This window comes from Peribacillus sp. B2I2, from assembly GCF_041261685.1.
In the GTDB taxonomy this organism is placed as follows: Bacteria; Bacillota; Bacilli; order Bacillales; family DSM-1321; genus Peribacillus.
The window spans coordinates 5,281,350-5,295,472 of record NZ_JBGCCB010000001.1 but is presented as its reverse complement, the minus strand read 5'-3'; the positions used below and the strand labels follow the sequence as shown (position 1 = coordinate 5,295,472).

General features: G+C 38.8%; 11 protein-coding genes and 1 pseudogene. 6 read left to right on the top strand and 6 right to left on the bottom strand.

Annotated elements, in window-relative coordinates:
• Window positions 1–135: 135 nt before the first annotated feature.
• Complete coding sequence (locus tag ABIE66_RS26460) at window positions 136–1,707, top strand: glycosyltransferase (protein WP_289327006.1); 1,572 nt, start codon at window positions 136–138, stop codon at window positions 1,705–1,707.
• Between the two features lie 263 nt (window positions 1,708–1,970).
• On the opposite strand, the gene ABIE66_RS26455 is transcribed toward ABIE66_RS26460, so the two are convergent.
• Together ABIE66_RS26455 and tagD are read right to left on the bottom strand one after the other, a co-directional pair.
• A complete protein-coding gene (locus ABIE66_RS26455; RefSeq protein ID WP_370016827.1) occupies window positions 1,971–3,134 on the bottom strand; it encodes a CDP-glycerol glycerophosphotransferase family protein in 1,164 nt (387 codons plus the stop codon).
• Window positions 3,127–3,525: a glycerol-3-phosphate cytidylyltransferase gene (gene tagD, locus ABIE66_RS26450; protein WP_289327004.1), complete on the bottom strand. Its 399-nt coding sequence runs from the start codon at window positions 3,523–3,525 to the stop codon at window positions 3,127–3,129. Before tagD ends, ABIE66_RS26455 begins: the two co-directional genes overlap by 8 nt.
• 544 nt (window positions 3,526–4,069) lie before the next feature.
• Between tagD and ABIE66_RS26445 the strand changes: the two genes are divergently transcribed.
• From ABIE66_RS26445 to tagH, 4 genes and pseudogenes are all read left to right on the top strand, one after another.
• Window positions 4,070–6,211, top strand: a complete 2,142-nt coding sequence (locus ABIE66_RS26445; RefSeq protein ID WP_370016826.1) for a CDP-glycerol glycerophosphotransferase family protein — start codon at window positions 4,070–4,072, stop codon at window positions 6,209–6,211.
• A gap of 86 nt (window positions 6,212–6,297) precedes the next feature.
• Window positions 6,298–7,458, top strand: a pseudogene (locus ABIE66_RS26440) (CDP-glycerol glycerophosphotransferase family protein); the annotation flags it as partial.
• A gap of 3 nt (window positions 7,459–7,461) precedes the next feature.
• On the top strand, window positions 7,462–8,259 hold the full coding sequence (locus ABIE66_RS26435; protein WP_370016825.1) for an ABC transporter permease: 798 nt from the start codon (window positions 7,462–7,464) through the stop codon (window positions 8,257–8,259).
• A gap of 17 nt (window positions 8,260–8,276) precedes the next feature.
• Entirely contained in the window at window positions 8,277–9,074 is a 798-nt protein-coding gene (gene tagH / locus ABIE66_RS26430) for a teichoic acids export ABC transporter ATP-binding subunit TagH (protein ID WP_289327001.1), read from the top strand.
• 37 nt (window positions 9,075–9,111) lie between these two features.
• Here tagH and ABIE66_RS26425 read toward each other — a convergent pair whose 3' ends face one another.
• Genes ABIE66_RS26425 through ABIE66_RS26410 form a run of 4 tightly spaced genes read right to left on the bottom strand, consistent with a single transcriptional unit; the run spans window position 9,112 to window position 13,265 of the window.
• Window positions 9,112–10,278, bottom strand: coding sequence for a glycosyltransferase family 4 protein (locus ABIE66_RS26425; protein WP_370016824.1), 1,167 nt, complete (start codon window positions 10,276–10,278; stop codon window positions 9,112–9,114).
• Window positions 10,279–10,302: 24 nt separating this feature from the next.
• Window positions 10,303–11,829: a murein biosynthesis integral membrane protein MurJ gene (murJ, locus tag ABIE66_RS26420; protein ID WP_370016823.1), complete on the bottom strand. Its 1,527-nt coding sequence runs from the start codon at window positions 11,827–11,829 to the stop codon at window positions 10,303–10,305.
• 4 nt (window positions 11,830–11,833) lie between these two features.
• Window positions 11,834–12,679 carry an O-antigen ligase family protein gene (locus tag ABIE66_RS26415; RefSeq protein WP_370016822.1) on the bottom strand — a complete coding sequence of 282 codons (846 nt, stop codon included), beginning with the start codon at window positions 12,677–12,679 and terminating at the stop codon, window positions 11,834–11,836.
• The gene (locus ABIE66_RS26410; protein ID WP_370016821.1) at window positions 12,648–13,265 is read right to left on the bottom strand and encodes a hypothetical protein; all 618 of its coding nucleotides are present in this window, start codon (window positions 13,263–13,265) and stop codon (window positions 12,648–12,650) included. The genes ABIE66_RS26415 and ABIE66_RS26410 overlap by 32 nt, the downstream gene beginning before the upstream one ends.
• 112 nt (window positions 13,266–13,377) lie before the next feature.
• Here ABIE66_RS26410 and ABIE66_RS26405 point away from each other — a divergent pair, with 112 nt between their 5' ends.
• A complete protein-coding gene (locus tag ABIE66_RS26405) occupies window positions 13,378–14,121 on the top strand; it encodes a WecB/TagA/CpsF family glycosyltransferase (protein WP_370016820.1) in 744 nt (247 codons plus the stop codon).
• Window positions 14,122–14,123: the final 2 nt, after the last annotated feature.

Below are 14,123 nucleotides of genomic sequence, written 5' to 3'. Positions count from 1 at the left end.
TCGAACAGTTGGTGACCTATTCCTAAACTTTACTTAAGAAATTACTTTAATCATCAAACTTAGTAACATTAAAGTATAAAGCTCTTAGCAAATTCAGACAATGATTCTATAGTTATTAATTCAGGAGGTTTTAAAATGGAAAGTCGCGCGACGATGTTTTGCTTATTAAACTCATTGGACGTTAATCGGGGTGGAATGACAAAGGCCGCACTTCTGCAAGCTAACTTATTTGCAGAATTAGGTTATGAAACCTACATCCTTACCTTTAACTTCAATCCCCGATATAACACGATCATTCAACAACTAATTAAACAGGGTAAGATCGACAAGCGTATCAAACTTTTGAATATGTTTGAATCGTTAAGCCTTACAAACAGAAGTACGTTACAGCAGAAGGAAATTGAAACCATTAAACGGATTGAAGAGTTTAATGCAGTATTGGACAAACGTGCCGGTTTTAATGCATATAGAGCATATGAGAATGGATTATATACAACTTATATAAATTATGATAAAGAAAACAAAGTAAGTTTCCTCGATTACTTTAATGAACAACGTTATCGTACAAAACGTGAGGAGTATGATGAATACGGTTATCTTAGGAAAGTCGCCTACATGGATTTCGAATTGAATAAGCCAAGGCAAATGATCTATTTTGATGACAAAGGACAAGCTTACTTGTCCGTATGGTCCAACCCTAAGAATGGAAAAGCGAACCGCGTAAACCACTTCAATTCAAATGGTGCGTTACTATCCGTTCATACGAATGAGTTGGATCTAAAAACCAAATGGGTGGAGAGCATCATAAAAGACTATGATTACCCTGTTTTAGTTTGTGATGCCAGAACATCCGATCCAGTCATGATGAATATCAAACTGGAAAAAGCAATTAAGATATGGAGACTCCATAGTAATCATGTTAAACCGCCATATAATGTAGACGGTGAAATTGGTGTAAAAATCGCTCCTACTTTGGAAGCCATCGATGAACTGGATGTAGCTTTGCTATTAACGGAATCACAAAAGGTTGATTTGGAGGAACGCTTTGGCAAAAAAGATAATATTCGAGTGATTCCTCATTATATGAAAGATTTCGCCGAATCCGGCTGGTTCAGTTCTTTTAAGAAAGCTGATAACTTAGCTGTCATCATTAGTCGATTCTCCACTTTGAAAAGAATCGACCATTCAATAAAAGCCTTCAAAAAAGTAGTCAATCGTATACCAAAAGCCAAATTGGAGATATGGGGCTTAGGTGATGAAGAACCGAATTTAAGAAAACTGATTAAGGAACTAGACTTACAAAATCATGTCTTCCTTAAAGGATATACGAATGATCCGGGTAAGCTTTATCAAAAGGCCTTGTTCTCTGTAGTAACAAGTAAAAGTGAAGGCTTCTCATTGGGCATTCTGGAAAGCATGTCAAATGGTTCGCCCATGATTAGTTATGATATAAACTACGGCCCACGGGATCTCATTATTAATGAGGAAACTGGATTTATAATAGAGAATGGCAATATCGATCAACTCTCCGAGAAGATGATTTGGATGTTTGAAAACAAAAAAGCTGCTTTGAATATGGGTAAGAATGCGGTTAAGGATATGAAAGAACGATTCAATAAGCAGCAATATATAGATAAATGGGTGGACACTATCGAAACAGCGGTAAAAAATAAAAAAGCTAAGCTTGGAGTTTATGCAAATAAATGACTAAATAGACCTGTCTTATAAGTTCCTAAAATAAAACAGGTGAAGAAAAACATTTCGTTTTTCTTCACCTGTTTTTCTATTTTTATAATTCTTCATTGAGAGTAGCTGGAGGAAGCCAGCTATCTTCAGTAGATTATGGCGCGGTTGCTACGATGTTAAACTCCGTTTAGAGACTTCGTTAAGCCCAGAAAAGAAAAGCGACGAACACCACAAAAAGGGGGTCGCCCCTATTTATTTTCCTGACTTTTGGAATAGCCCCGGTTTTATTTAAAAAGGAAATCAACTAAATTCCTACTCGAATTTCCTGTAGAGTATTGATTCCATTTTTGGTTAAAGGGAGCGATTTTCATTAATGGGTGATCGGCGGCGCGGATTTTCCTTAAGAGCTCTTCTGTGGTAGATACTACCGATCCGGGCATGGAAGAGGAGTAATCCTCCCAGAATCCCCGTTCCTGCACATAATTTTCTAAGTCATATGCAAAGAATATCATTGGTCTTTCCAGAAAAGAGAATTCAAATGGAATCGAAGAGTAATCCGTTATCAAAAGATCCGTACTGATCAGCAGTTGATTTACGTGAAATTCACTATTGACAGGATAAACGAACCCTGGGAATTTATGTCGTAAATCATGCTCTGCTTTTACGGCAGGATGCAGTTTAAGTAGTAACGCATAATTTTCACCCTGAAGTTCCTTGTAGAGCAATTCCAAATTGAGTGCTATCTCTCCATTGTCCAAGCCGTCATTACGGAATGTAGGGGCATATAACATGATTTTCTTATGCTCAAGTTCTGGATACTTGGCTAGCAATGCACTGCGTGCAGTTTTTTTGGCTTCATCATTGAAAAAGAAATCGGTCCGAGGTATCCCGGTCCTTAGGATATGGGATGTCGGTAGTTGAAAGCTTTCTTGAAAAATTTCCGCCATTCTCTCTGAACCTGCCGTAACATAATCGAATTTTTTATATACCTCTAAAAATCTTTTCCTTGCACCGGCAGAACGGTTTTGAATGGAAGGGTCTTTTGCCCCGAATTGCTTAACGGCACCTGCCGCATGCCAGACTTGTACACATGTCACTTGCTTTTTGAATGAAATGGCTGAAAGAAAGCCAAAATAATTATCAATGATAATCCATTTTGATGTAGCGAGATGATAAATGGATCGGAACATGGCAATGATATTTTTAGATTCAAACGGAAGGACGATGGTTTTCCCATCGTCCTTCACTTCTATATGACTGCTTGGTTTCATTAAAAACACTTTTTGAACAGAAATGTCCTGCTTGTCCATTTCATCTGCGATATATTGGCAATTGTCCCCGAATGATGTGACAAAGGTCGTTTTGCCATGTAAAGGGAAAAGTTTAAAGATAGAGAATAAAATTTTGAAACAAAAAAGATAAATCCCTATCGCGAATTCTTTAGCCATTAGTAACTTGTAAAAGGTCATCTTTAATTTGGGAAGTCGAAATTCCGATTGTTCTTGGAAGGTAGACCACTTCACAAACTTCAGATAATTCATCGAATTGGCCTTTCCAGTCATCTCCCATTACAAAGATATCTACACCTTCACGAATGATGTCTTCCCTTTTTTGTTCCCATTTGTCTTCAGGTATAACTTCATCCACATAGCGGATCGATTCAAGAATCATTTTTCTATTTTCAAAGCTATGGTAAGCCTTTTTATCTTTTAAAGCATTAAATTCATCCGTGGAAATGGCAACGATAAGGTAATCCCCTAAATCTTTAGCGCGTTTTAATAGATTAATATGCCCCCAATGAAGCAAATCAAAGGTTCCATAAGTGATTACTTTCTTCATTTTTATTCCTCCTATAGAAAAGTATTTATATATTTAATCTTGATGGTCGCAAAGAGAATACATAGTCATATAACTACTTCATGATAAAGTAGAAGTCTTTTTAATTATAACAAATAAGATTTACAATTGAACCACAAAAATTTTACAATCTTGTTTAAATTGTAATGTAATTCACAATTTTGGATCCTATTCTATAATTTAATTGATCCTTAATCAAGAATATATAAATATATTAAAATGGTTATAATCAGATTTTAAGTATAACACATAGCTAAATTCTTAAAAGGATAAGTATATTTCATTTATGTTAAAAAGTGATAGGCAAATAGACCAGATTCAATTTTTTTGCTAGACTTGTTTAGGTTTCTTATATTAAAAAAATTCTTAACTTGATTATTGGGGAATTCGAGAAAAAAATGGCTTCATTATTATAAAATAAATGATATTTGGTAAAAGTAAGTTTGAAATTAGATGTTTGTAATCCTATAATATTCTTATTTGAAGCATATGATATGCATGCTGCCGAGAGGGGAGTTTCTTCAAAATGGATAACTATATTTTTAAGAATAGAAAAACGATGAATGTTCGTCTCATTGATGAAGTTTATTATATAGAAATAGCTATAAAAAAGAGTTTTCTTGAGGGAATAGAAGATCACTCTTTTATATTAACGAATAGATACAACATTGATGATATAATCCGTTTAGATTTTCACGTAAAAGATCAAACGGATGATTATTTTTTATTCGAAGTTAAGATGCCTTATCAAGCGATGCAAGATCGCCTTGTTGATGGTGAAATGTGGGATTTGCATATCCTTCGGCAGATGGAAGGTGCACCTGTAACAACACGGATCAAAAGTAATAATCGCCAGTTGAACTTCTTTTCGATGCTGAATGAAGATCGCAAGAAAATGTTTTATCCTTTCGCGACCAAAAAAGGAAACCTTTCCTTTTATGCAAACGATTATAAGATGTTTTCCTTTTTTGAGGATATTGAGCTTCGAAAGGATGGCACTCTTCATTTCAATGGTCATTTTAATTACCCACCATTATTCCAATTTGATGATTTGAAATTTGAAAAAGTTGAATTGCTCGTCAGGAATAATTTAAATGAAGAAGAAGTCATCATACCGTTAACTGGTATTGACCGTATAGACCTCGCGGAAAAATTCCCTGGAGTTAAGCTTCATGAAAATATCGGTTTTCAAGGTGAGGTCGACCTCAGATCTGAAATCAATGGTGAACAACCTAAATATTTCATGTTCTATACAGTTCTTCACTATCAAAAGAATGGCGAAATGGAAGAGTTAAGAAGCGTTCGCATGAAATGCAGTAATCTAAAGAATATGCCTGCAAACCGAATTGTTAAATTGCAGGCTAAAAAAATACAAATTAAAATAAAAGCAACAAAATTCTCGAAGTACCTTTCTTTATCTACATCTAAATATAACTTTAAAACACAGGTCCTCAAAAAGGCAAAAAATAACTGGGTGAAAATTCGAAGAAGTAAGCGGCTTAAAAAATGGTATAAATCAGCTTTTGCGGTAGTGAGCTTGCTTATTCCAGCCAATAAAAAATTGGCAGTATTCGAAAGCTATCATGGCAAGCAGTATAGCGACAGTCCTAGGGCAATATATGAGTACATGAAAGAAAATAATCCAGAATATAAATTGGTATGGAGCGTCGACCGCGCTTCAGTTAAGTATTTTGCACAAAAAGACGTCGAGTATGTCAGACGTTTTTCCATACGATGGTTGTGGATCATGACAAGGGCGAAATATTGGGTTAACAATGTACGGTTCCCGCTGTGGATTCCAAAGCCTAAACACACGATATATATACAAACATGGCATGGAACGCCCCTTAAGCGACTTGCGATGGATATGGATGCAGTGCATATGCCTGGGACCAATACGGAAAAATATAAAGCGAACTTCTTAAGGGAATCGAGTAATTGGGATTATTTAGTTTCGCCAAATGCATATTCCACAAAGATTTTTCAAAGGGCGTTCCAGTTCGACAGAAAGATGATTGAGTCAGGTTATCCCCGTAATGATTTCCTGCATAACTCGAATAATGAAGAAACGATAAATAATCTCAAAAGAAAATTCAATCTACCTCTCGATAAGAAACTTATTTTGTATGCCCCAACCTGGAGGGATAATCAATTTTTCAGGAAAGGGAAGTATAAGTTTAATTTGGAACTCGATTTAGTGAAGATGCAGGAAGAGCTTGGCGATTCCTATATTGTCATCATGCGTATGCATTATTTAGTGGCCCAAAATATGGATCTTTCCCAATTTGAGGGCTTCGCCTATGATTTCTCACATTTAGAGGACATTCGTGAGCTATATTTGATATCTGATTTACTAGTGACGGATTATTCTTCCGTATTCTTCGATTATGCGAACTTAAGAAGACCTATGATTTTCTTTACGTATGATATAGAAGATTATCGTGATAACTTAAGGGGATTTTATTTTGATTTTGAAGAAAAGGCACCTGGTCTTTTAACCAAAACCACGGAAGAACTTATTGAAGAGGTTAAAAATATCGAAAGAAGCAATTTCAAATTAAGTGAACGATTCGAAGAGTTTTATCAAAAGTTTTGCTATTTAGAATGCGGGCAATCTTCTAAACGAGTTGTTGATGAAGTGTTTGCTAAGGGCAATACTACTGTTTAGAATGGGCATTCAAATCCTGAAAATGCCGGCTGTTTAACAGTCGGTTCTTTTATTGAAAGGGGAGGCTTATGGCTTCAATAGTGACAAAAGTAAAAGCTATGCTTACAAGCGCCTATAAAATGGCTTTTGCAATGGCAGGAAAATTATTGCCAGTGGACCAAAAGCTTGTTATATTTGAGAGTTTTTTAGGAAAGCAGTATAGCTGTAATCCACGAGCTATTTATGAATACTTGCAGAGTCACCATCCTGAATATAAAATGTACTGGAGCGTAGATAAAAGGTACAGAGCTCATTTCGAAGAGGCTGGCATTCCTTATCTCGATCGTTTTTCATTTAGTTGGCTGCTTAAAATGACTAAAGCCCGTTATTGGGTAACGAACAGCAGGCTCCCGCTTTGGATTCCGAAGCCGAAGCACACGATCTATTTGCAAACGTGGCATGGGACGCCATTAAAGAAACTTGCGGCGGACATGAATGAAGTTCACATGCCTGGAACAACGACGGATAAATATAAAGAAAATTTCCATGCCGAATCAAGTAAATGGGATTATTTAATTTCCCCGAACGCTTATTCAAGTGAAATTTTTGCCAGGGCCTTCAATGTCGATGCTTCTAAAATTCTGGAAACCGGTTATCCGCGTAATGATATACTTTACAATGGGAATAATCGTGATACAATCGACTCATTGAAACAGAAGTTGGGTATACCAATAGAGAAAAGGATCATCCTTTATGCACCAACTTGGAGGGATGATGAGTTTTATAGCAAGGGAAAATATAAGTTTGAAATAAAACTGGATCTGGATCGAATGAAACAGGAATTGGGGGAGGAGTATGTCATTTTACTCCGTCTTCATTATTTGATTTCTGAGAACTTGGATTTATCGGCATATCAAGGATTCGCCTACAATTTATCCAGTTACGAAGATATTAGTCATTTGTATCTTATTTCGGATTTATTAATAACGGACTATTCATCCGTATTCTTTGATTACGCAAATTTACAGCGTCCGATGCTTTTCTATGTATATGATATTGAAAAATACAGGGACAAGCTTCGCGGGTTTTACTTTGATTTTGAAAAGAATGCACCTGGTTTGTTAGTAAAAACATCTGATGCGGTCATTGATAGTATCAAGACAATGAAATATGAAAATACCAATGAGATCAATCATTTTTGTGCACTCGAGGATGGCCAGGCTTCACGCCGTGTCGTAGAAAAAGTGTTTTTAGGAAGGTCTGTGTAATTTATGAGCTCAGCTTTGACCGTTTTAAAAGAACAAATCAATAGTTTTTATTTGGTAAGGCGTTTATCTGTTTATGAGGTGAAAAGTGCCAACAGCAATAACTATCTGGGAATCCTATGGGAAATCATCAATCCGATGATACAGATTGCGATTTATTGGTTTGTATTCGGATTTATAATCTTAAATCGCGGTGATAATTTCCTTCCATGGCTTATGGCAGGGATCGTTGTCTGGTTTTTTGTGAATCCTGCCATAACCCAAACGTCTAAATCCGTCTATTCCCGACTGAATATGGTATCCAAGATGAGTTTTCCGATGAGTGTCATTCCTTCGTATGTCATCTTTGCTAAGTTGTATCAGCATCTCATGCTGCTGGGAGTCATTATCATACTATTGGGTTTTACTGGATACCTCCCAACAGTTTATATCATACAGCTGCCGTATTATGTTGTTGCGACGGTGGTGCTGTTATTTTCATTTGGCTTAATCTCTTCAACATTATCAACCATTATTCGTGACGTTCACAATATAATCGTGTCCTTAATGAAAGTCTTGTTTTATTTAACACCAATCCTTTGGGTATTGGATGCTAAGGAGCACCCTATCATAGTCAATATCATGAAGCTGAATCCACTATATTATATTGTCGATGGGTATCGAGCTTCATTGTTGGGGGAATCATGGTATCTGATAGAGCATTGGGAATATACGCTTTATTTCTGGGCAGTCGTTATCATCTTGTTTTTGATAGGTTCCTCGCTGCATGTCAGGTTTAGAGATCGCTTTGTTGACTTTAAGTAAACTGGAAGTGAGAAAAGTTGGAAAAATCGGTAATAGTCAAAGATATAACGAAAAAATATAAATTATATAATAAAAACTCGGAAAAATTATTGGATCTCCTTTTGCCTAAAAGCTATGGGGAAGAGTATTTTGCTCTGCGGAATGTAAGTTTTGAAGCGGAAAAGGGCGATGTAATAGGATTTGTCGGGGTCAACGGATCCGGAAAATCCACATTGTCCAATATTATTGCAGGCATTATCCCGCCTACGGACGGAAATGTCCAAACTAACGGGAAAACGGCTTTGATTGCCGTGTCATCTGGCCTGAATAATCAGTTGACGGGCAGAGAAAACATCGAGCTGAAAATGTTGATGCTTGGATTCGATAAAAATAAAATCAAGGAACTTGAGCCTGAGATCATCGAGTTTTCAGAGTTGGGCAAGTTCATTGACCAACCGGTGAAATCCTACTCAAGCGGTATGAAGTCAAGGCTTGGTTTTTCCATTTCTGTGCATATTGATCCAGATATCCTGATTATTGATGAGGCCTTATCAGTCGGGGATAAAAACTTTGCTGAAAAGTGTTTGGAGAAAATGAACGAATTTAAGGAAAAAGGCAAAACGATGTTCTTTGTCAGCCATTCAATCGGTCAGATGAAGAAATTTTGCCAAAAGGCTTTATGGCTTGAATATGGAGAGTTAAAAGCATACGGTGCCATGAACGAAGTAATGCCGCAATATGAAGCATTCTTAAAAGAATATAACGCTATGTCTAAACAAGAACAGAAAAAGTATCGTGAAGAACAAATGAAAAGGCGTAGTTCTGCACTGGTATGAAAGTAAAAGCAGACCCGAAGCTTCGGGTCTGCTTTTTTTAGTTAAGCACTTCACCGTACGTTTTCTCAAACCGCTCGGCAGCTGTAATATGGGAGTATTCGCTTTCCATTTTATATCTTGCTTTCGAAGCTAACATTGCTGCATATGTAGGGTCATTAAGCAGAATGGAGATGGCTTGTGCAAGTGATTCTGTATTTTTTTCCTCAACTAACAGACCGTCTTCACCATCAATGAGAATCTCCTTTAAACCTCCGATTGCACTTGCAATGACGGGTGAGCGGCAACTCATCGCTTCTAATGCAGATATGGATGTAGCTTCTTCCACACCGTGGGAATGAACGCTTGGGATGAGTACGATATCCGATGCTTCATAGAGGTTATGCATTTTCTCGAAAGGCACTGAACCCAAGAAAAGTACGGAATCGGATATTTTGAGCCTTGCTGCCGTTTCCTCAAGCCGGGTTCGCTGTTCTCCTGTACCTGCATAGACCAATATCGTTTCATGATGATTTTCCAGTACCTCCGGCAAAGCAAGGAGTGGATAGATGACACCGTTCTTTTCAGTCATTCTTCTAGGAACGAAAAGCATCTTTTTATTTAGGGGGATTTGAAAATCCTGGCGAGTTTGCTCCCGCTTTGCCATTTCCGGTTTGAAAGCAGACACATCAATGAAGTTCTTAATCGTGTCCGCCTCTATATGTGCCAAATGATTTATATAGTCTTTGATCCTTTGATCGACCGTCACAACTTTTGCAGCAGACCGATAGGCTTTTCTTTCAAGCTCCCGAATGATTAAATCTTCTTCACTATCCGGAAGGAGAGCGCCCCTGCTGACTGCCTCGAATGAATAATATCCATGGACAGTTTGCACCGTTGGTATCCCGGATTCAATGGAGGCAAGCGTTGCGAAAATATCTTGAGCATTAATGACATCATAGTTCTTTTTCAAGGCTTTAATAGATGAAGCCAATAATTTTTGGCGTTGTCTGTCATTGAAAAGCTGGCCGCTCCCCTGTTTTACTTTATTTAATAAAAAGCCCGGAGCCTGGGCGAGCATCTTCCTCTTGAAAGGTGGCAATTGAGAGAAAGATAATATGTCCACATCATGGCCCCGCGACATTAAACCCTTTTTTAACGTAGTGATATGACTCGATAGCCCTCCTTCATGAGGGTAGTTGAAAATCGTTGTGATTAAAATGTTCATAAAGGCACTCCTTCTTCTAATGTATTACTTTGGTGATCTAATCCTTTTCATTGTCTGTAGGCTGCTTACTTTAAAAAGTAAGGATAGTGCGATATATAATCCGAATACGAGAAGCGAGATGATCACTAATTCCATAATGATGGGTAACGTTAGGGTAAGCGGATGGATCGAGAGAGCAAGTCCGTAAATGATGCTTCCGATGATGATCAGCTTGCTGCCTTCCTGAAAAACATCCGTGAAAGCGGCTTTGTCCGCCCTTTTTGACTTTAGCCATAGGAAGCCGAATAGGTAAAGCGATTGCAGGAGCATGGAAATGCCCGAGGCTAAGGCAATTCCACCGACGCCAAGATGACGTGATAGGATCCAACTGAGCAGGACATTAAGCAATACGGCAATCAGGCAGGAATACATGGCCACTTTTGTTTTTTTTAAGGCGTAGAAGGCGTTCATCAAATAATCCCTTAGTGCAAAGAACGGGAGGCAAGCTGAATAAAAGATAAATGCCGCATAGGTCGTTTCGGTAGCTGAAGCATCGAAAGCCCCGCGTTGGAAAGCCAGAGTGATTAAGCTGTTTCCGCTGATTAACATGACGATCATGAAAGGAATGGCTAGAAATAAAAGCGACTTCAGCCCCTTTAAGGTCAAATTAAGGAAAGATTGATAGCCTATAAGTGCCCGCTCGACGATTGAAGGATACAATACGGTGATCAGCGGCGTGAGGACAATGCTCAATGGCAGCCACAGCAGCCGATTCGCATAGTTCAGTGCTGATACGCTTCCGGTTTCAAGCGAGGTGGCAATAATCCGATCGACGACACTATTCAATTGAATCGCCAAAGCGGCGATGATGATTGGGTAAAAGGTGTACAGTGTTTGGGCGATCTGCCGTTTATGAGGCAGGAACGTGACGATTGGCCGGATTCCGTATCTCTTTAATGATGGGTATTGAATAAGGAACTGGCTGGCTGCACCGAACACAAACCCCCAAGCTAACCCTTCAACCCCAAAGGGAGCAGCGAGCAATACGGTGGCTGCTATAATGACCGTGTTTTGTGCAGTTGAAGTTAGTGCTGGCAGAATAAAACGCTTATTCGCATTCAGGACACCCGTCGCCATGTATGAAAGCGTGAAAAATAGTAAACTTGGCAGCATGATCCGGGTCAGGGACTCCGTTAGTGCAAGCTCTGAATCAGAGAAACCGGGGGCTACCAATATGACGAGCGGTTTTATGAAAATCATGCAGGCAATGGTCATGATGCCGGCTACCAGCATGAAAAAGGAACCTAAAACACTGATGAATTCATCAGCTTTCAAAGGGTTATCTGCCTTCTTTTCCAAGTATATGGGGATGACGCCGGCCTGAAGACCGCTGCCGAGAGCCGTAAATAGAATGGTTGGTATGAGGCTTGCCACGAAAAAGACATCCGCCATTGAGGATGCCCCGAAATAGGCGGCTATGATCGATTCCCGCCCGAATCCGAGGACTTTTCCAACGGCTGCAATAATGGTGACGAGCCCGACCGATTTAATTACATGTGAAAGAGTAGGCATATTTTCAATCCTTTAAAATGATGTCCTTTTGTATACAGAAGCCCAAACAACTATAAAAAAATAGTGTAAAGGTTTTATCTTCGAGAATATTGTAAAAAAGTCCTGCTAATAAAGCTGCCAACATCAGGCAGATGGTGAACACTGTCAAAGTGCCATTTCCCGATTTAATGATTTTACGGTAGGTAAAAAGGATGAATGCTAGAACCGCGAGAAAACCAAGCACCCCAGTTTGTACGAGAATCTGGATATATTGATTATCGGAATACATCCTTTCACCAATTTGGTATTCCTGATAGATTGGTGAGGAAAAGGTAAGTGTGGCAGAATCTCCGAAGGTTGCCATCCCTGTACCGATTATGGGATGATCTTTGAAAATTTCAATTCCCTTGATTAGGACATATAACCGGCCCCATTCCGTACTCTGGTGTAAAGTCTTATCAGAGAACATTTCAGAAAATCGATTGGAGAGGGCATGTTCATGTTCGGAAGTGGGTGTGCTGCCAATTACCATATTTTCCATGGGAACAGATGCGGATACCTCCACTTTACTTGAAGCGAATAAAACTGGGTAATAAATCAGAAGCAGGCCTAGAACTAATGCTCCTGCAGCATATTTGAGAAATGGTTTATTTCTAGTCCAAATGATGAAGACAAGTGCCGCGAATCCGAATGCAATCATCGTGCCCCGTGAATAGGTAAGCAGTAACGTGCCAGAAAGTAAGATGGACGCTAGAAAGACGATGGATTTATATTTTTTCAGCGACTGGTAAAGAAAGAAACTAAGGAATAACTGGATGCTTAAGAATAAGGCAAATACATTAGGGTTGGCAGGTGCACCATAAATCCTCATCCGGTTTGTTGGAGAAAGATTCCACATTTCCCATGCGTGGGGAAGCAGGATCGTACGCGAAAAGATTTTCTCCAATATACCATGCAGGCAAAGAAGGATTGTAAATATTAGGATTACCCTTCAAAAAGCGAAAGATATCCTTTCTTTCTAGATTTAATTCACCGATAATGTAAAGAAGCAAGAATGTAACAAGCAAAGCCCGGAGTTCAAATACGATAGGGAGGATTCCCACTCCGTTAATGAGTGCAGCTACGGCACCAACTAAACAAAACAACCAAAATGGCAAGGTGAAATGATAGTTCGAAAAATGCCATTCGTTCTTCTTGAATCTTTCAATAAGCAAAGAAACGAATAAGGTGAGGATGATCAGGTCACCTGTATAGGTTAAGCCGCTATTCAGTTCCATCAATAAGGGACGGGCAGGGAAGTAAATGAATAGAATTAATAACAGGTTTTTTTTATTTATACCGATAAAAAAGAGCATCAACGCCGTTGCCATGTAACCGGCGATAGGGTGAGGCACTGCTAATGGGACAAGCAGGCACATGACTAGAATGGGTAATGATTGTTTGTCTAAAAAATTCAATTGATTAACCACCTTTGAAACGAAAAATCACGTTCTATTATGTGTATGAAAAAATTTCTTGAATAATACCCCACCCTTTAGATGTATAGTACATATGAAAGGCTGAAGTTAAATGACAGAAAAGTTTGTTGAGATACTATCCATACCATTCATTGATAGCAATATGGATGAATTCGTGAATGGAATGATCTATCCAAGATTAATGAATCAGGAAAAAACGTTTGTCGTTACGGCAAACCCAGAAATAGTGGAGTATGCAAATGAACATCAGGATTATAAGGACATCATAAAATCGGCTGATTACATCACTCCGGATGGCATTGGTATTATTATGGCCTCTAAATGGCTAAATCAACCTTTGCAAGAACGGATTACAGGATTCGACTTGATGAATGAATTATTTAGGGTCGCTGATGAAAAAGCGCTTAAGGTATACCTGCTTGGAGCGGAAGAACATGTAATTGAAGCAGCTGCCCGTAAAGCAAAAGAGCTATACCCGGGTCTCGAGTTGGTGGGATACAACCATGGTTACATTGATATTAAGGACGATGGCCTTGCTAAGTCGATAGCGGAACTTGAACCTGACATCATTTTGACTGCATTAGGGTTTCCGAGGCAGGAAAAATGGGTTTCCAGACACTATTCACTATTTAATAAAGGGTTGTTCATGGGAGTTGGGGGGAGCTTTGATGTTCTTGCGGGAAAGGTGAACCGCGCTCCGGTTTTCTGGCAGAAGATGCGTCTTGAATGGTTGTACCGATTGATCCAGCAACCTTCACGGTGGAAACGGATGCTTGCACTGCCAAGATTCGTATTCAAGGTTAGACGGTTAAGGAAAACGGTGCAGCGTTCCTGAAC

Bases quoted from the DNA above. Each gene is read 5' to 3' on its own strand.
- ABIE66_RS26435 (WP_370016825.1), top strand. From the start codon at position 7,462: ATGAGCTCAGCTTTGACCGTTTTAAAAGAACAAATCAATAGTTTTTAT.
- ABIE66_RS26455 (WP_370016827.1), bottom strand. From the start codon at position 3,134: ATGGCTAAAGAATTCGCGATAGGGATTTATCTTTTTTGTTTCAAAATT.
- ABIE66_RS26460 (WP_289327006.1), top strand. From the start codon at position 136: ATGGAAAGTCGCGCGACGATGTTTTGCTTATTAAACTCATTGGACGTT.
- ABIE66_RS26415 (WP_370016822.1), bottom strand. From the start codon at position 12,679: ATGAGGATTTATGGTGCACCTGCCAACCCTAATGTATTTGCCTTATTC.
- murJ (WP_370016823.1), bottom strand. From the start codon at position 11,829: ATGCCTACTCTTTCACATGTAATTAAATCGGTCGGGCTCGTCACCATT.
- ABIE66_RS26425 (WP_370016824.1), bottom strand. From the start codon at position 10,278: ATGAACATTTTAATCACAACGATTTTCAACTACCCTCATGAAGGAGGG.
- tagD (WP_289327004.1), bottom strand. From the start codon at position 3,525: ATGAAGAAAGTAATCACTTATGGAACCTTTGATTTGCTTCATTGGGGG.
- ABIE66_RS26445 (WP_370016826.1), top strand. From the start codon at position 4,070: ATGGATAACTATATTTTTAAGAATAGAAAAACGATGAATGTTCGTCTC.
- ABIE66_RS26405 (WP_370016820.1), top strand. From the start codon at position 13,378: ATGACAGAAAAGTTTGTTGAGATACTATCCATACCATTCATTGATAGC.